Genomic DNA, 18904 nt, shown 5'->3' with positions numbered 1-18904 from the left:
AAAATGGTCTCGAATAGATATGTAGTAATCAAAGGGTCGGCAAAAGACAAGTATGAAGCGATTAAGCTATGTGCGAATGCACTATATGAAAAAGGAATAGTTTCAGAAGAATTTGCGAACTCTTGTATTTGCCGTGAAGAAGAGTATCCAACGGGACTTCCGACTGTAATTCCTACAGCTATGCCTCATGCGGGTGATGATGGTATTACGGAAAGTTGCATATGCTTTCTTAAGTTGGATCATCCCGTTACATTCAATAGGATGGATGATGTCGAAGAAGAGATAGAAACAAGTCTTATTTTTAATCTTGCCATAAAAGATTCATCACAGCATATAAAATTCTTGCAAAATATGATGACTTTTTTGGACGATAAAGAATGCTTGAATATGTGTCAAAAACTAGAAGGCGAAGATTTAATCAAATATTTTTCAGAAAAAATCGGATAAAAAGAATGTGGGAGATATATTATGTCGTTAGAAATAATTATAAAAGAATTAGAAGTTAGTGCCAGACAAGTGAAGGACGAAGAGTTGAGTACCTTTATTGGCGCGATAAATAGCCATAAAAGAATATTTGTCTATGGAACAGGAAGAACCGGATTAATGTTGAAAACATTTGCTATGAGATTGATGCAATTAGGGTATAACTCGTATGTTATTGGTGAAACCACAACGCCTTCAATCGAGGATGGTGATTTGTTAATAGTTGCATCTGCTTCTGGAGAAACTTCAAGCGTTTGTAATGCTGCGGATGAGGGAGTAAAACAAGGAGCTACTGTTATTGTTTTAACAGGAAGTAATGCTTCAACCCTAAGTACAAATCATGAGCCTTTAATTAGAATTGATACAGCAACTAAATATGCAGAGTCTAAAGCAAGCGTACAACCCTTAGGAAGTTTGTTTGAACAAATGTTACTTATAATTTTTGATGGAATCGTTTTGATGATAAGCAGTGCTGGAGAAGATAAAAACAAAAGCATGTCAAAGAGACATGCCAGTATTGAATAAATAATGAAAGGAAGCGGAAAAATGAAACCTATAACAATATTGGTTGCATGTGGGAGTGGAATAGCAACTTCTACAATTGCTCAAGAAGCAGTAAAGGTATTAGTGAAAAAAGCAGGGATAGAAGCAAAAATTGTAAAATCTAATTTATCAGAAATTCCTGGTAAACAAGATTCTGTTGATGTTATCTTAACGACCTCAAATTATCGCAAACCCTTAGAAAAACCATGTATGAGTGTATTTGGTTTGATATCAGGTGTTAATAAAGAGGCTACAGAGAAAAAAATTACTGATTTGCTTTTAGAAGTGGCTAGTGAATAGAAATTGTATAACAAGGATAGCTTAGGCTGTCCTTGATTTGTATGTAATGTTTTTTGATATATTTTAGAGGAGGTGAAAGAATGAAGAAAAGATCGGAAGAGATTTTACGACTTATTCTCAAGGGGGATAAAAATTATTCACTTAGATTAATAATGGAAAAATATAAAATATCAGACAAAACGGCAAGAAAAGATTTGGCTGAAATAAATGTTTTTTTGAAGTCGAACAATATTCCGGAAATTCTTTTAAGCCCTGATGGATATCTTACTCCTGGTTTTGGTAAAGAATTTGGTTTGATCGGAAGAGTTTTACAAAGCATGGACATCTATCAATACAAATTAAGTCCTGAAGAAAGACAAACATATATCATATTGTTACTATTATGGGATAATAATATTGTTATGAAGGAATTGGGGGACCAACTTTATGTGAGTAGAATTACTGTTTTAAGTGACTTTGATATAGTGAAAGAATATTTCCATTCTAAAGATGTGTCTGTTGTTTCGGAAGCGGGCAAAGGTGTAAGAATAGAAACAACATTGGAGAAAAGACTTACTGTAATTGTCCATGTAATGAAAAAATTATTATTAGAAAATAATGATGAGTCTTTTTTTAAACAATATATTTTAAATGCTTTTAATTGTGAAAATTCGTTTAATACGATATGTGATTTAACACAAGAATATCTAAATATAAATGGCTTTGTTTTTATAGATGATTCATTATTAAATACGATTTTATATTTATTTGTTGCGTTTAATTGGCAGTTTTCTTCAAAAGATGAAAGTGTTTCACTAAATCAAAATTATGATAGAATGGATAATTTAATGATGTACGTTGGGTATAAGTTGGGTTATAAAGTAAATGATCATCTGTTAGAATATTTTAGAAAGTATTTATTAGATAAAAATATAGATTTATATGTTAAAAATGTTGACGATGTCGAGTTATACGAAATTATATTGTATTTTTTATCAAAAATAGATGAGGAAACTAAATATAACCTCCATTTTGATGATACTCTAGTTTCTTCTCTTTTACTGCATATTAAAAACATGAGAAAATGGGGCGAATTAGAATTTGAATTTAAAGGTAGCAATATGCCCTTCATTGACTTTCAGAATCTCTCACGTATTGTAGATAAGTATATTTACATATTAGAAAAATACTTATCTTACAGAATCAACTCTAATATGAAAAAGTCGATTCTTATTCATATCTGTGTTTCTTTATTGAAGGAAAATGAAAAAATGAAAAAATTAAATGTCGCTATTATATGTCCTGGGAGTATGGCAACAGGTAAGTATTTAGAAGTTCAAATACGAAATTATTTTGATTTTGAAATAGTGGGTGTTTTTCCTGTATCTAGCAGATTAGAAGGTGTTGTACCTATTGATTTAATAATTTCTACTGTACAAGTTGAAAAACAAGATATAAAAAGTATTAAAGTAAATCCTGTTTTATCTATGGAAGACATAAATTTGATTCAAAAAATGACGTTTGAAATTCAAAGTACGAATGGATATGTGAGAATGGATAATGATAGGTTTGAGTGTGTCACGGATAATTTTAGTAGACAATGGGATGTTGAAAGATCTGGTTGTGATAACTCGAAAGTTAGCTTAATAGGCGAACTTTTATCGAGGGACTCGTTGATATTGGATGAAACAATTACAAGCTGGAAAGATGGAATAAGATTAGCGGGTAAAAAATTAGTAGAAAGAAACTGCGTGGGACCATCTTTTGTTGAGAAGGCAATACAAAATATTGAAGACTATGGTGATTATATAATTTTAGGCAGTGGGGTGGCTTTAGCTCACGCAGGAAAAGAATATGAAGTATACGAAAATGGATTAAGTTTATTGGTTTCAAAAAAAGGAATTTTATTTTCAGAAGGAGATAGATCTGTTAATTTTCTATTTTGCTTTTCATCTAGAGGAATTGATGATCATGCGGACTTGTTTAAAGAAATTGTTTCAATTGGTCAGGATTTTGATAGAAGAAGAAAACTACTAGAAATGAATGGAGATCAAATATTTAAGAAGTTATGTTATAAAGAATGAAATAATGTAGAAGGGGAAAATAGCTAATTGCTATTTATCGATAAAATATGAAAGAGGAAACGAAGATAATAATTAATGAAGCGTTTAAGATAGAGTCTGGTTGTTTGAGTGAAATGAGCTCTCATTTGGATGTTGTGAAGTTATCAGAAGCAGTTGAAATTTTAATTAATGCACCTAGAATTGGTACTTCAGGTTGTGGGCATTCTGGAATTATGTGCCAACATTTTTCGCATTTACTATGCTGTATTGACAGACCATCAAAATTTATATCTCCTGCTGAAGCGATACATGGCGGAATGGGTTTTTTACAAAAAGGTGATGTGTTAGTTTTAGCGTCAAGAGGAGGAAAAACAAAAGAGTTGATTCCTTTAATTGGCATATGTAAGAACAAAGGAGTTAAAGTTATCACTATAACTGAGAATATGGGTTCTGAAATGGCGTTAGAATCGGATATAGTTTTAAAGCAATATGTAAACAAGGAAGTGGATAGATACAATTGTCAAGGGACGACTTCGTCTACGGCGTTATGCATGATTTTCCATGTTTTGCAAACTGCTATTATGGAAGAGATAGATTACAAGGTGGAAAGCTTTGCTTTAGTTCATCCAGGAGGAGCGGTTGGTGAAAGGTTGAACAGCAAGAAATAAAACTCTCTTTTATTTATGTTTGAGGCTACATTTAAGAATTTTCAATTTTATTTATTGATAAGCTTTTTTGTGACTAGGGGAATTTCAGTTGATAGGCAATTCTCTCTGTTTTGTGATGACTATAAGGAATATGGTATTATGGTGACAGTTACAATGGAAGAGTTGGGTGTTAACGCTACAGACCAACAACTTCGCACAATGGCTAACTTATGTGCCCTAGGAAATAAAGGAAAAATAGGTAGTGCCAAAGTATTATTAGAAGAAGATATGTATCAAATACTAAAAGCAACACAAAAGATTGTCTAATAAGATAATCTTTTTTAATGCTTATAAATAGATAGAAATAGAACAATAAAATGATATTATATAGATGAATTCAAGATAAAAGATAGATGAATTATTTTTGAGTATTTTTTAGGAAAGAAAAGACTTTTGCATTGTGTAAAAAAAAGACAAAAAGCTATTGACGATTATTGTAGTACATGATATTATGATATGGCAGTTAATTGATGGGCCTGTAGCTCAGCTGGTTAGAGCACACGCCTGATAAGCGTGAGGTCGATGGTTCGAGTCCATTCAGGCCCACCATTAATTAATTTGCAGATTATTACATTATGGGCCTGTAGCTCAGCTGGTTAGAGCACACGCCTGATAAGCGTGAGGTCGATGGTTCGAGTCCATTCAGGCCCACCATAATTTAATATTCTTTGGGGCCTTAGCTCAGCTGGGAGAGCACCTGCCTTGCACGCAGGGGGTCAGCGGTTCGATCCCGCTAGGCTCCACCAAGTTAAAACCGACACCCTTTGGGTGTTTTTTTGTATATTAGGGAGATAATATGAAACGATTAATAGGGACAAAACAATTCTATAAAGAAACTACGATGATTGCTTTGCCTATTATGGCACAGCAATTTATTACTGCTTTTGTCAGTCTGATTGATAATATTATGATTGGTAGTGTTGGTGGGATTGCGTTGACATCGGTTACTGTCGCTAATAAGATTTATATTCTATATAATTCAACTCTGTTTGGCTTTTGTGGAGCAGCAGGAATTTATTTATCACAATACTTAGGTGCTAAAAAAGAGGATAAATGTCAAGAAGTGTTTGATACGTGTATGTCTTTTTGTCTTTTGATTGGAATTCTTTTTGTTAGTATTTTATTTATATGCCCAGAGTTTATTGTTCATTTTTTTACGACAACACCAGAAATAGTGAATGAAAGTTTGGCTTATATTGAATATGCAAAGTTTTCTTATCTACCTTATGGAATAAGCTTTTGTTGTATGATGTCCATGCGTTGTGTTGGTATTACTAAGTTACAATTAAAAGTAGGAAGTGTTGCAGTACTAACAAATACTTTTTTTAATTATTGTTTTATTTTTGGTAATTTTGGGTTTCCAGAATTGGGAGTTCAAGGAGCAGCAATTGCAACAGTTATTGCAAGATGTGTAGAAATGATTATTTATGTTATTGCACTTATTCGTGCAAAACATTTCTTTTGTTTGGATGTTAAAAAGATAGTACGTTTTAATAAGGATTTAGTACAAAGGATATTTCATAAAGCAGCTCCATTAACAGTAAATGAAATCTTTTTTAGTTTAGGACAAGCTGCTATTTATATTTCTTATATGCGATGTGATGAGTATTTAGCCGCTTCTATTTCAGTGGTTGATACGGTTGTTCAAATTTTGTTTATTATTTTTGCAGGATTGTCTTCGGCTGTTTCAATTATGATTGGAAAGAGGCTGGGGGCAGGAGAGTTAAAAGAAGCCAAAGATAATGCGATAAAACTATTGTTTTTTGGTTGGATAGTAGCTATTATATTATGTAGTATTAATTTCGTTGCTGCTGCCTATATTCCTTATGCATATAATTTAGATTTAGTAGTACAAGAAACGATAACTATACTTTTAAGAGTGAAGGGAATATTATTGATTTTTTATGTGATTAATGTTTGTGTTTTCTTTATACTTAGAGCGGGAGGAGATATTGTTTCGACACTGCTATTGGATTCTGGATTTTTATGGGCAGGGGGAGTTTTTGTATCAACGATGCTGTCTATGTTTACAGGTCTACCTCTTGTTACGTTATATATGATTGTAGAAGGGTTAGATATTATAAAAATGTTTGCAGCAATTTATTTTTTCCAAAAAGGAAGATGGATAAAGAATATTACGGAATAGGGGAAAGTGTATGGCAAAGGTTAGTAAGGGTAATTATGTAGTAAAGACTTTAAATGGGATGGCTTATGGATTTTTTAGTAGTTTAATTATAGGAACTATTTTGACACAAATTGGTAGCTATAGTGGAATTACACAACTTGTTACTTGGGGTGGTGTAGCAAGTATCTTAATGGGTCCAGCTATTGGAGTTGGTATTGCTTATGCAATTGGAGCAACTGGTTTAAACTTAATCGTTGCAGTTATTGCGGGGGCAATAGGTGCAGGAACTTATGTGAATGGTGTTGTTAGTGTTGGAAATCCAATTAGTGCTTATGTGGCTGTTATTGCAGCTGTAGAAGCAACAAAGCTAGTTCAGGGAAAAACACCGGTTGATATTTTATTAGTGCCGTTTACATCTATTGTAGTAGCAGGAATCGTTTCTACATTTGTGGGTCCTTATATTACATTATTTATTACTTGGATAGGAGAATTGATTAATCAAGGAGTTGCTATGCAACCACTCTTTATGTCTATTATTGTAGCAGTCTTAATGGGAATGGCTTTAACTGCGCCTATTTCTAGTGCTGCTATTGGAGTTATGTTAAATTTATCTGGTCTTGCAGCAGGTGCTGCATTAGCAGGATGTTGTGCTCAAATGATTGGCTTTGCAATGATGTCCATGGATGATAATGATATTGGAGATGTAATTGCAATTGGGATTGGAACAAGTATGTTACAATTTAAAAACATTGTTCGTAATCCTATTATATGGTTACCACCTATTATAACTAGTGCTATCATTGCACCAATTTCAACGATTGTTTTTGGTATTGAATGTAGTGCCGTAGGTTCAGGAATGGGTACTGCAGGATTTGTAGGACCACTTGCAGCGGTTGATGTTATGGGTGCTAGTTCATGGGTAGTTGTAATGTGTGTGGATATATTGTTACCGATCTTTATTTGTTATGGTATTTACAAAGGATTCCGTAAGTTAAATTATATTAAAGCAGGAGATTTAAAGTTAACTAAATTTTAAGGAGATTTCTCTCCTTTTTTTTATCTCCTCACATACCTATCATAATTATGCTATACTATGTTAAAGAGGTGATAGAAATGATTGGAAATAAACAATGTATTTTAATTGTGGATGATGAAGTTAGAATGTTAGTTGTGTTAAAGGATTTTTTTGTAGCACAAAATTATGAAGTATTACTTGCTGAAAATGGACAAGTTGCATTAGATATACATTATCAAAATAATACGATGATTGATCTTATTTTATTAGATGTTATGATGCCTGTTAAAGATGGTTTTGAAACATTAATTGAATTAAGAGAAAATAAGTTTGATACACCTGTTATTATGTTAACAGCAAAGAGTGAAGAATATGATCAAATAAAAGGATTTCAATATGGAGTAGATGACTATATTACGAAACCATTTTCTTTGTCTTTATTAATAGCAAGAGTAGAATCAGTTCTTAGAAGAACAATGAAACAAACAGAACAAACACATAACTTAGGCCTCCTTACATTAGTACCTTCCAAACGAACTGTATTACTAGAAAACAAACCTATTGAACTTACTAGAAGAGAATATGACTTATTACAATATTTTATTTTAAATAAAGAAATCACATTAACAAGAGAACAAATCTTATTACAAGTATGGGGGTATGATTATCAAGGAGATAATCGTACTGTAGATACCCATATTAAACAATTAAGAATGAAGTTAAAAGGATGTTCTCATTATATTAAAACCGTTCATGGAGTAGGATATTTATTTGAGGTGCAAGTATGAAAAAGAGTTTTCAAACTAGAATAACTTTTATATTTGGAGCACTTATTATTTGTATGTTAGGTATTCAAATAGTATTTAATATTGGTTTTTCAAAAGAATATTTTATTGCAAAAAAAGAACAAGAAGTACAAGAATTATTTGATAAGATAAAAGAAAATTTTGAAAACAATACAGAGACATTATATGGACTAACTAGTCAAGAAAATGAAATATCTGGAATATCTGTTATTATCTTTAGTGAAGATACAATGATTTACTCTACTAGACTAAGTTCAATAGTTCCGATAAAACCACTAGAATTACAAGCTTTTAGTGGTGATCCTGAAGCTGGTGTATTAGCGTCCATGGAAGATGACTTAATGGAAGTAGTTGGTTTACAAGGTAGCTTTGAATACGAAGATCAAACTATCTATGTTTCTTTATCCGCTCCCGTAGAGTCTATAGAAAACAGTATTTCCTTATTTACAGAAGCTAGTATAATGATCGCTATTTTTGTTATTATATTTGGAGGAATTGTAGTTTATATCGCATCTAAAAACTTAACAAGACCTATTTTAGAAGTAGAGAGTGTTGCTAAAAAAGTTGCTAAATTAGATTTTTCAAGCAAAGCAAATGAAAAAGCTAGTTCTTATGAAATGGAAAGCTTATCAAAAAGTATTAATGAAATGTCAGCACAATTACACAATACAATTATCGAACTACAAAAAGATATTGATTATCAAAAAGAAAATGAAGAAATGAAAAAACAATTTATTGCGAATGTTTCTCATGAAATGAAAACTCCTTTAGCTCTTTTACAAATCTATACCGAAAGTTTACAAAGTAATACACCAGGTATTGATAAAGAAATGTATTATACCGTAATACTAGAAGAAACAAAACGTTTAGATGCAATTGTAAAAGATATGTTAAATCTTTCTAATATTGAACATGGTTTATCAAAAATGCATTTTGAAGAAATATATTTAACAGGATTATGTCATGAAGTATTACAAACTTATCAATTCTTAACAAGTGAATATCAATTACAATTATCAATTGATGGAGAAGTATATGTTCATGGCGATCGAAAACAACTTCAAGAAGCAATGCGCAATTATATAAATAATGCAATTAGTCATGTTTCAAAAGAAGGTCATATTAAAATATGTTTAGATAAACAAGAGGATAAGGTAGTATTTTCTGTTTATAATGATGGTAATAAAATTGAAGATGAAAAAATAAAACAAATATGGAATAGTTTTTATAAGGTTGATGAGTCAAGAACACGAACAAAAGGAGTTCATGCAGGGCTAGGATTACATATTGTAAAAATTATTATTCAACATCATAAAGGTAGATTCTTTGTTGAAAACAAAGAAAAAGGGGTAGAGTTTTCATTTAGCTTACCAACGTATCAAAAAACATCTTCTAACAAATAATAAATAGTGGTATAATTTGTAAAAATAGATAGGAGCGGTGACATGAAATACTTAATAGACCCTAAAGACTTATCATTGCAAGAAATTGATGAATTATTAGAACTCGCAAATGATATTATGAAAAATAAAACCAAATATCAGGAGATATGCAAACATAAAACATTAGCTACTTTGTTCTTTGAACCTAGTACAAGAACTAGATTAAGCTTTGAAGCTGCAATGTTGGAATTAGGTGGAAACGTATTAGGCGTTGCAAGTGCAGATTCTAGTAGTGCTGCCAAAGGGGAAAGTGTAACAGATACGATTTGGACAGTATCTTGTTATAGCGATATTATTGCAATGCGCCATCCTAAAGAAGGAGCACCATTAGTTGCTTTAAAAAGAAGTAAAGTACCATTAATTAATGCTGGAGATGGTGGACATAACCACCCAACTCAAACATTAACTGATTTATTAACGATTAAAAATGAAAATGGAAGATTGGAAAATTTAACAGTCGGTTTTTGTGGAGATTTAAAATTTGGTAGAACAGTGCATTCTTTGTTAAAAGCTCTTTCTAGATATCCAAACATGAAGTTTGTGTTTATTGCTCCTCAAGAATTAAAAATTCCTGAATATCTAAAAAAAGATTTATTAGAAGCAAAAAACCTAGACTATGTTGAAGTTGAAAAAATAGAAGATGTTATTGAAGAATTAGATATTATTTACATGACTCGTGTTCAAAAAGAAAGATTCTTTAATGAACAAGATTATATTCGTCTAAAAGACACTTATATTTTAGATCTTAAAAAGATTGCGAACTCAAAACCAGAGTTAACTATCTTACACCCATTACCTCGTGTGAACGAAATAGCAGTGGAAGTAGATGATGATCCTCGTGCAAAATATTTTGATCAAGTATTATATGGAAAATATGCAAGAATGGCATTAATTATAAAAATGCTAGAATTGCAATAAGGAGAATACCATGAAAATAGATAGTATTGTAAATGGAATTGTTTTGGATCATATTACAGCAGGAAAAGTAATGGAAGTATATGAAGCTTTAAATTTAGATCAAATGGATTGTAGTGTTGCTATTATGAAAAATGTAAAATCAAATAAAATGGGTAAAAAAGATATTCTAAAAATAGATAATGATGTTGAAGTAGATGTTGATGTATTAGGATATATTGATCCTAATATTACAGTAACGATAATTCGTAATGGAAAAGCGGTTGAAAAGAAAAAACTACAGTTACCAGATAAAGTAGTAAATGTAGTCAAATGTTGTAACCCACGTTGTATTACTTCAATAGAAGAAGGACTAGATCATATTGCTATTCTTACAAATAAGCAAGAACATATCTATCGTTGTATCTATTGCGAAACAAAGATAAACAAAAAAAGTACTTAGGTACTTTTTTTAGTTATCATTTTTATTTTTGCTTGGAAATAGTATAAGAAAACAATACTATAGATGATAATGTTTATAATCGAACGTACTTGTCCATTACAGGCACTTGGAATACTTACTATTAGTACATGAACATAAAGTAATACATAAAACAAATAAGCAAGTGACTGTATTCTTTTCCATGTTTTCCCCTTTAATCTTGTTTTTACACAATGGAAAGAAGTTAGAAACAAAGGCAATAAAAGTAAAATTAAAACAAGTGAAATAAGTGCAGCAAAACGGAATTCCATATTATTCAAACCATAATGATGGATATAAAAAACCATACTAATATTATGAACAAAAGTAGTAATACAAGCAATAATACTTAACTCACTACGAATAGGCATAGCTATTTTGGTGAATCTAGCATCTTTATTAGAAATTCCTAAATACATTACTACTACAAACAAAGCAGTTGTAAAAGAACCAAAAACAAAAGGTGCACAAAGTATACTAAGTATTGTTTTAATAAGTGATGAATCTAAATATAATGATGAATAATAAACATAGGTAACGAAAATACTAAACAGAATAGTTAGTACATAAGTTGTTTTTTTATATTTTTTAATAACTTTTGACAAAGTAATGATAAATATAAAAGATAATAACAATGAAATAATAAATAACATATAAAGCCTCCTTGTTAGCTTACGCTAACTAAGATAATATAGAAATAATATTCCCTTGTCAAGAAATTTAGATAGCTAGGTTATTATCATGATATTTAAGAAATGAGTAGACGATAGATTTAATAAAAATAATTATTTTAGTTGACATGTTGTACTATCTGTATTATTGTAGTAGTACAGATAGCACAACACTGAGAAAGGAGTACAGGATGTTTGTAATAGATTATAAAGATAAAACGCCTATATTTGAACAATTAGAAAATCAAATTATTTACTTTACTAGTATTGGTGTTCTAAAAAAAGATGATAAATTGCCTTCTATTCGTAGTTTAGCACAAGAATTAAATATTAATTCGAATACGGTAGCAAAAGTATACAGTCATTTAGAAATAAAGGGTGTTATTTATTCTTCGTATAAACGAGGATATTTTATAGGGGATTATCAAGCAAAAGATGTTTTAATAGAAAAAGAAATGAAACAAATAGAAGTTTCAGTGGAAAGACTAAAACAATTTGAGGTAAGTAAGGAACAAATAGTAGCTTATATTGAAGAGTTATATAATGGAGGTAATTAGATGTTAGAGATAAATGGATTTGATAAAACATTAGGTAATAAATTAGTATTGAAGGATATTAGTTTACATATAGAACAAGGATCTATTACAGGATTAATAGGTATTAATGGAGCTGGTAAGACAACTTTATTACGTTGTATTGCTGGTGTTTATAAAGGAGATAGTGGTATATGTCAATATAATGGACAGGATATTTATGAAAATGAATTAATTAAAAAAGATATCTTGTTTTTGAGTGATGATTTATATTATGAAAATGATGCTACTATTGCTTCTTTAATAGAGTTTTATGAAATATTTTATGATTGTTTTGATAAAGAGAAGTTTCAAGAATATATGGATGTATTAAAGTTAAATCAAAATGAGTTAATTCGTAAGTTTAGTAAAGGAATGAAAAAACAGGCTTTTATTTGTTTGCAATTAGCGTTATGTCCAAAAGTGTTATTGTTGGATGAATCTTTTGATGGATTGGATCCAGTAATGAAGTCTATTATTAAAAAGGCAATTACTGATTTAGTAATGGATTATCAAAGTATTGTTTTTATTAGTTCCCATAGTTTAAGTGATATTGAAAAGATTGCAGATCATTATGTTGTTTTAGATAATCAAACAATTGTTAGTCATGATGATGTAGAAGAAAGTTTGGAAAGTTATCATCGTATTCAAATGGCTTTTGCATCACCTGTTTGTGAAGATTTATTTATAGATTTAAATGTAGTAGAATGTTCGATTAATGGACAAATTGTCACATTGGTTGTACAAGGGAACTTAGAAGAAATAGAAAGGAAAATAGAGACGTATCAACCACTAATGAGTAAGGTACTGGATTTATCATTAGAAGAGATTTTTGTTTCTAAGATGGCTAAATAAGATGATTAAGAAATATATATATTATTTTATAAAACATAATAAACAGTTTCTATTGATTGAATGTATTAGTGCCTTGTTATTTGTAGCTGTTTTACCATATTTATATAATTTAGATTCTTCTTATTATAGTGGTTCTAGTTTTTATAGTGCTCTATATGTTTTAGGTAGTGTTTATATTGTTGGATATAGGATGTTTAAGAAACACTATTCAAAGCCAGCAATGGATGTATATGGCTCTTTACCACTAAAAAAAGAGAAATTATTTTTATTAGATGGAGCAATTGGTTATGGAATTGTATTTTTACCATACATATGCTTTTCTATTGTTGCGTTGTTTTTAAATGCTTCTTTATTAAATATCGATGCTTCTTTATATGCGGCTGGTAGTTTTTTGATAGCTTTAACAGGGACAATACTTTATATATTAGTTTATTGTATTTGCTCACTAGCAAATTCAAAAATAGATGCCTTCTTATTTCTAGGTGCCTATACGATAGGGATACCTTCTCTTAGCTATTTGATATATGTAACGATTAGTAGATTAGCGATTGTAAGAACAAGTGCTTATAGTACAGGGATATTATATACAAGTTATGAGTATAAAGGATTTTATTATATTCAAGAGTTTTTAAATCAAAATCCAATTACTAGTATGTTATTTGATTTTGAGATTCTAACGACAAGTGATGCATTAAGATGGACAATGATGCCCTATAAACTTGCTTGGTTTGTTCTTGTTGTTCTAATTGGATTCTATACGTATCATAAAATGAAGTTACGTAAACATGAAGATATATTAGAAACACCAAAAATATGGTGGGGATATCCATTTATTATTTGTTCGATGTTAGTATATAGTAGTTTTGTTTGTTTGTTTACAGGATTATATGCCAGTATTACTACTACCGTGACTGTATTATCAATTACTTTGGTTGCTTATTTAGCGTTATTGAAATGTGCCGGGAAACCCTTCTTACATTATAAGACAGTCGGTTTATTCTTGGTTTGTATGAGTAGTGCTTTTATAGCTACTGCTGGATTTTTAATGAGTAATGGTTTGGGTACTTTTACAAGTTATGATGTAAAAGAAGAAGTGGTGAGTGTTTCCGTATCTTCTGGTGGAAAAGAAGTAGAGTTTACTAACTTTGTGGACTATGAAGAACTGCTTTTATTAATGGATGAAGCTTGTCTAAAACATAAAGAGTATGTAAGTGCATTAACGTATGGTTATTATTTTGATGAAGTCTCTGTTTTAATAAAAAATAGTGATGGTGATATATCATGGTATTGTTATAAAATGGAGTCAAATGAAGCAAGTGAAATATATGAAAAGATAAATGATTTACGTTATACAAAAGAAAACATAGATGATATAGAACTATATGACTAAGGGCAAAAGCCCTTTTTCCTTTATTTATATATATTCTCCTCACATTTCCATCATATTTAAAGGCTATAGTGGTAAATGAACATAAAGGAGGACACATTATGTATATATTTAAAAATGCTTTTAAAAACATTACAAGACAAAAAGGAAGAAGTATATTAATTTTTATTTTAATCGTAACGATTGCTTTTTCTAGCTGTGTAGCATTATGTATTCGTAGTAGTGCAAATGCAGCAAAAGAAAGTACGTATGAAAGTATGTCTATTAGTGCGACAATTACATCCAATCGTACTGGGATGATGGAATCAGGGTTCGCTGAACGTGGAACTGAGGGAGAAGATTTCGAATTAGACAGTGATGCAATTATGGAAGAAATGGCTGCAATGCAAGAAGGCTTATCTTTAGAAGAATTGCAAGAATATGAAGATTTAGAAGAAGTAGCTTCTTTCTATTATACAAGAACAATTGGATTAGATGGTTCAAGTTTGGAAGCTTATGAAACTTCTACTACCGGATTTGGAGAATCTCAAATGATGGGTGGAAGTATGAGTATGGCTGGCGGTATGGAGATGGGAATCTCTGTAGAGTCATCTGGAGATTTTGAAGTAACAAGTTTTTCTACTCATGATGGTATGACTAATTTTATTGATGGTACATGTGTGATTTATGATGGAACTGTATTTGATATGGATGATAGTGCTAGTTGTATTATTTCTCAAGAAGTAGCTTATTTAAATGATATTTCAGTAGGAGATACAATTGAATTAGCAAATCCTTCATTAGATAGTGAATTATATGAAATAGAAGTAACAGGTATCTTTAGTTGTGAAACAACAGATGCTTACGCTAATAATATTTATATTAGTGAAGATTATTATCAAGTAATCGCTGCTAATTCAGAGTCAGTAGCCGAATCATATTATGTAGATGAAGATGAAACAATTGAATTAGATACTACTTTAGTAGCTACTACTTCTGGCGTATTTACATTTGCTTCAGTAGATGATTATGAATCATTTAGTGTATCTGTATTTGAAGCTGGTTTAGATGAAGAATCATATACTGTTGTATCAAGTGATTTAACAGAATATGAAGCAAGTATCACACCATTAGAAAACTTAACAAGTTTTACTACTTATTTCTTCTTAGTAGTATTAGCCATTGGTTCTGTTATCTTAATCTTATTTAATATCTTTACAATTAGAGAAAGAAAATATGAAATAGGTGTATTGGCAGCTATTGGTATGCCAAAAGTAAAAGTAGCACAACAATTTATTTGTGAAACATTTATGATTACAATCCTAGCTATTGTAATAGGTGGTGTTGGAGGAACAATAGTTGCTACTCCATTAGCAAATGTTTTATTAGCAGATCAAATTGAATCATTATCAACAGATTATAGTGATGTTTCAGAAAACTTTGGTGGAAACTTCCAAGGTGAAAGCATGGCTGGTGGTATGGAACAAGGAGCTAGTTTGAGTATGATGGGAACTAGTGATGTTGATTATGTTGATTCTATTAGTGTTTCTATGGATGTTGAAGTAATTGCACAATTACTAGCAATTGCCTTAATTTTATCAGTAGTAGCAAGTAGTGTAGGTGTTGTTTCTGTATTACGTTATGATCCATTAACAATATTAAGTAATAGATCTTAGGAGGGAAGAAAGATGAATATATTTAGATTAGAAAATGTTTATCATTCTTATGATAAAAGAAGAACCATTATTAATGATTGTAATTATATCTTTGAAAGTGGCAAAGTTTATGCAATAGTAGGTAAATCAGGAGCAGGTAAAACAACATTATTATCTTTGTTATCTGGACTTACCAAACCAACACAAGGAAAGATTCTTTATGAAGATAAAGATATTTCTGATATAAATCAATATTTATATCGTAGTCAATATGTAGGAGTAATCTTCCAATCATATAACTTATTACCACACTTAACAGCAATTGAAAATGTAGTACTATCAATGGATATAAGTGGTAAAAAAATGGAAAACAAGGAACAAGTAGCAAAAGACTTATTATTTGAAGTAGGTTTAGATGAAGAAATGCAAGAACGTAAAATCTTAAAATTATCAGGTGGTGAACAACAAAGGGTAGCTATTGCAAGAACATTAGCTTATGATCCTAGTATTATCTTAGCAGATGAACCAACAGGTAACTTAGATGGAGAAACAGAAGAAAATATCATGGATATCTTCTGTGACTTAGCTCATAAAAGAAATAAATGTATTATCTTAGTAACCCATTCACCAGATGTAGCAAGTCGTGTAGATATCGTACATGAACTTAAATCAACTGCAAAAGGGAAAACAAAAAAGAAAAAAGCATCTCATTAATTAAAAAAGCTTCCTAAAAAGGAAGCTTTTCTATTATTCAAAATAGGCAGTAAAAGTATTCTTACCAGCGTTTTTCGAAATAGATAATGCAGTATCAGCACATTTCAAACATTCTTCAAAATGAAGAGCGTAATCGTTGGTAATATTTTTCATTTATTGATTAATAGACAAAAGCTGAAGCTTCTTTTCTTTGTTTGTTCCTTTTAAAAAAACATAGTTAAATTCATGATAAATAGAAGCATCTTTGATTCTAAAAGTAGCTAAGTTAGGATTCTTTTTAGGAATTACATCATATACAAAAGAGATAGCGATATTATTTTCTACGGCTTTTTCTATTAATGGGTAACTATTAATAACAGACTTGTTACAAAAAGAATCAAAAGAATAATTATTTTCTAATAAAAAACTCTCTAACAAGGCTCTAGTACCAGAGCCTTGTTCTCTAAGGATGATATTTTCTTGGAAGATTTCAAATAAAGATACTTCTTTATTTGAAAAAGGATGTTCTTTAGAACAAATACCAACTAATTCTTCTTTAGAAATAAGTTTAGAATCATAAATATTTTTATCAATATAACCTTCTAATAATAAGAAATCTAATTCAAAATTATTTAGTTTCTTTAATAATACTTCAGTATTATCAATAGTTAAATGAAAATCAATAGAAGGATCTTTTAATAATTCCATTACTATTTGATCAATGACATAATCTCCTATTGTTCTAGTAGCTCCAATATGAATAGATACTAAATCATTGGAACGTAATGATTCTTTTAAAGAATCATTTAAAGAAAGAATAGAACGAGCAGATTGTTCTAATTCAATGCATTTTTTTGTTTTTGTAAGTATTTTGTTATGGTAATTAAATAAAGTACATTCATATAAGTTTTCTAAATATTTAATATGTTGACTTACACCAGGTTGGGTAATATGTAATGCTTCTGCTGTTTTGCGATAATTCATTTGTTTGCATAATTCTAAAAAAGTATAAATTCTAGTATCAATCATAGCATTCTCCTTTAATAAGATATATTTATCAATTCATAAAATCTAATTAATTTATTTTATCAATAATTTGTTATATAATCAACCATGGAGGTATGAAAATGAATAAAATAATAAAAATTATACCAGGAGTATTGGTTTGTTTCTTGGTTGCATTTGTAGCACAATGGATCGAAGAATTGTTACCGATTCATATGATTGGAGCATCGATTATAGCGATGTTTTTGGGAATGTTTGGGAATCATTTCTTTCAGGTAGATTCTTTAAAAGAAGGGTTTAAGTTTACATCAAAGAAGTTATTAAAATTAGCGATTATTTTATTAGGGGCTTCTTTAAGTATTCAAACGATATTAACGGTAGGGAGAATGTCTCTTACGGTGATGTTTTTTACGTTATTGACATGTTTTGGTGGTGGTTATTTTATTGGGAAATTATTAGGATTAGATTGGAAGATATCAAATCTTATATCTGCTGGGACAGGAATATGTGGAGGTTCAGCGATAGCGGCAATAGCTCCAGTTATTGAGGCAAAAGATGAAGAAATAGCGTATGCAATGTCTGCTACTTTTATTTTTGATATGTTAATGATTTTGGCTTTTCCAATTATGGGGAATGCATTAGGATTGAGTGATATGGCATATGGCTTATGGGCTGGAACAGCTGTCAATGATACTTCGAGTGTTGTTGCTGCAGGGTATGCTTTTAGTGAAGCAGCTGGTGATTTTGCGACAATGGTAAAGCTAACAAGAACATTAGCGATTATACCTACGGTAGTAATTTTTGCTTGTATTCATATGTATTTAAAAAAGAAAGAAAATCAAGAAGCAACTAAGTTACAAATAAATGCTTATGAAGTAAGTCAAACAGAACAAATAGGAGAGATTCTACATCATCATCAAGTGGAAAAGAAATCAGTTCCTTTCTTAGCTTTATTTCCTTGGTTTATTGTTGGGTTTGTAATGATGGCTATTCTTAATAGTCTTGGCTATATTCCAAGCAATGTGTCTCTACTAGCAAAGGATATTAGTAAGTTTTTAATGGTTGCTGCTTTGGCAGCGATAGGGTTTCATACTAGTTTTAAAGATATGAAACAAGCAGGAACAAAACCAATGTTACATGGATTTATTATTTCTTTATTGGTTGTTATTGTTGCAATTGTGGTAGAATATAGTATGGGATTAGTTTAAAATACTTAGAAATAAGTATTTTTTCTTTTTAAACTTTTTAA

Annotated in this window: 20 protein-coding genes and 3 tRNA genes; 21 read left to right on the top strand and 2 right to left on the bottom strand. The window is 30.3% G+C overall.

The features are described 5' to 3' along the window. The first annotated feature begins 3 nt into the window (after positions 1–3). The 15 genes from LRR82_RS08535 (at position 4) to LRR82_RS08465 (ending at position 10820) form a co-directional block, all read left to right on the top strand. On the top strand, positions 4–447 hold the full coding sequence (locus tag LRR82_RS08535; RefSeq protein ID WP_249029003.1) for a PTS sugar transporter subunit IIA: 444 nt from the start codon (positions 4–6) through the stop codon (positions 445–447). A gap of 21 nt (positions 448–468) precedes the next feature. Further along, positions 469–1008 (top strand): 6-phospho-3-hexuloisomerase, encoded by a 540-nt coding sequence (gene hxlB, locus LRR82_RS08530; protein ID WP_249029002.1) that lies wholly within the window; start codon positions 469–471, stop codon positions 1006–1008. A gap of 21 nt (positions 1009–1029) precedes the next feature. Further along, a complete protein-coding gene (locus tag LRR82_RS08525; protein ID WP_249029001.1) occupies positions 1030–1326 on the top strand; it encodes a PTS sugar transporter subunit IIB in 297 nt (98 codons plus the stop codon). 80 nt (positions 1327–1406) lie between these two features. Next, positions 1407–3389, top strand: coding sequence for a BglG family transcription antiterminator (locus tag LRR82_RS08520; protein ID WP_249029000.1), 1983 nt, complete (start codon positions 1407–1409; stop codon positions 3387–3389). 47 nt (positions 3390–3436) lie between these two features. Next, complete coding sequence (locus LRR82_RS08515) at positions 3437–4036, top strand: SIS domain-containing protein (protein WP_249028999.1); 600 nt, start codon at positions 3437–3439, stop codon at positions 4034–4036. 138 nt (positions 4037–4174) lie between these two features. Then, positions 4175–4342, top strand: coding sequence for a hypothetical protein (locus LRR82_RS08510; protein ID WP_249028998.1), 168 nt, complete (start codon positions 4175–4177; stop codon positions 4340–4342). Positions 4343–4547: 205 nt separating this feature from the next. Further along, a tRNA-Ile gene (locus LRR82_RS08505) sits at positions 4548–4624 on the top strand. A 28-nt stretch (positions 4625–4652) separates the two neighbouring features. Next, a tRNA-Ile gene (locus LRR82_RS08500) sits at positions 4653–4729 on the top strand. A 16-nt stretch (positions 4730–4745) separates the two neighbouring features. Then, positions 4746–4821, top strand: a tRNA-Ala gene (locus LRR82_RS08495). A 50-nt stretch (positions 4822–4871) separates the two neighbouring features. After that, a complete protein-coding gene (locus LRR82_RS08490) occupies positions 4872–6221 on the top strand; it encodes an MATE family efflux transporter (RefSeq protein ID WP_249028997.1) in 1350 nt (449 codons plus the stop codon). A 10-nt stretch (positions 6222–6231) separates the two neighbouring features. After that, entirely contained in the window at positions 6232–7236 is a 1005-nt protein-coding gene (locus LRR82_RS08485; RefSeq protein WP_249028996.1) for a PTS transporter subunit IIC, read from the top strand. A gap of 77 nt (positions 7237–7313) precedes the next feature. Further along, the gene (locus tag LRR82_RS08480; protein ID WP_249028995.1) at positions 7314–8003 is read left to right on the top strand and encodes a response regulator transcription factor; all 690 of its coding nucleotides are present in this window, start codon (positions 7314–7316) and stop codon (positions 8001–8003) included. After that, the gene (locus LRR82_RS08475; RefSeq protein WP_249028994.1) at positions 8000–9424 is read left to right on the top strand and encodes a sensor histidine kinase; all 1425 of its coding nucleotides are present in this window, start codon (positions 8000–8002) and stop codon (positions 9422–9424) included. The genes LRR82_RS08480 and LRR82_RS08475 overlap by 4 nt, the downstream gene beginning before the upstream one ends. Positions 9425–9466: 42 nt before the next feature. After that, a complete protein-coding gene (gene pyrB / locus LRR82_RS08470) occupies positions 9467–10381 on the top strand; it encodes an aspartate carbamoyltransferase (RefSeq protein ID WP_249028993.1) in 915 nt (304 codons plus the stop codon). A gap of 10 nt (positions 10382–10391) precedes the next feature. Further along, entirely contained in the window at positions 10392–10820 is a 429-nt protein-coding gene (locus tag LRR82_RS08465) for an aspartate carbamoyltransferase regulatory subunit (protein ID WP_249028992.1), read from the top strand. On the opposite strand, the gene LRR82_RS08460 is transcribed toward LRR82_RS08465, so the two are convergent. Beyond that, on the bottom strand, positions 10817–11491 hold the full coding sequence (locus LRR82_RS08460; protein ID WP_249028991.1) for a hypothetical protein: 675 nt from the start codon (positions 11489–11491) through the stop codon (positions 10817–10819). The two genes, LRR82_RS08465 and LRR82_RS08460, sit on opposite strands and share 4 nt — an antisense overlap. A gap of 209 nt (positions 11492–11700) precedes the next feature. Here LRR82_RS08460 and LRR82_RS08455 point away from each other — a divergent pair, with 209 nt between their 5' ends. From LRR82_RS08455 to LRR82_RS08435, 5 genes are all read left to right on the top strand, one after another. Further along, positions 11701–12066: a GntR family transcriptional regulator gene (locus tag LRR82_RS08455; protein WP_249028990.1), complete on the top strand. Its 366-nt coding sequence runs from the start codon at positions 11701–11703 to the stop codon at positions 12064–12066. Continuing rightward, a complete protein-coding gene (locus LRR82_RS08450; RefSeq protein ID WP_249028989.1) occupies positions 12067–12936 on the top strand; it encodes an ABC transporter ATP-binding protein in 870 nt (289 codons plus the stop codon). A 1-nt stretch (position 12937) separates the two neighbouring features. Continuing rightward, on the top strand, positions 12938–14326 hold the full coding sequence (locus LRR82_RS08445; RefSeq protein ID WP_249028988.1) for a hypothetical protein: 1389 nt from the start codon (positions 12938–12940) through the stop codon (positions 14324–14326). 98 nt (positions 14327–14424) lie between these two features. After that, positions 14425–15978 (top strand): ABC transporter permease, encoded by a 1554-nt coding sequence (locus LRR82_RS08440; protein WP_249028987.1) that lies wholly within the window; start codon positions 14425–14427, stop codon positions 15976–15978. A gap of 12 nt (positions 15979–15990) precedes the next feature. Beyond that, positions 15991–16671 (top strand): ABC transporter ATP-binding protein, encoded by a 681-nt coding sequence (locus tag LRR82_RS08435; protein ID WP_249028986.1) that lies wholly within the window; start codon positions 15991–15993, stop codon positions 16669–16671. Positions 16672–16824: 153 nt separating this feature from the next. Here LRR82_RS08435 and LRR82_RS08430 read toward each other — a convergent pair whose 3' ends face one another. Then, entirely contained in the window at positions 16825–17679 is an 855-nt protein-coding gene (locus LRR82_RS08430; protein WP_249028985.1) for a LysR family transcriptional regulator, read from the bottom strand. A gap of 98 nt (positions 17680–17777) precedes the next feature. On the opposite strand from LRR82_RS08430, the gene LRR82_RS08425 reads away from it, so the two are divergent. After that, positions 17778–18863 (top strand): YeiH family protein, encoded by a 1086-nt coding sequence (locus tag LRR82_RS08425; RefSeq protein ID WP_249028984.1) that lies wholly within the window; start codon positions 17778–17780, stop codon positions 18861–18863. Positions 18864–18904: the final 41 nt, after the last annotated feature.

The organism is Tannockella kyphosi, from assembly GCF_021054785.1.
In the GTDB taxonomy this organism is placed as follows: Bacteria; Bacillota_I; Bacilli_A; order Erysipelotrichales; family Coprobacillaceae; genus Tannockella; species Tannockella kyphosi.
Note: the sequence above shows the minus strand (reverse complement) of the source record. Positions and strands in the feature narration are given on the sequence as shown.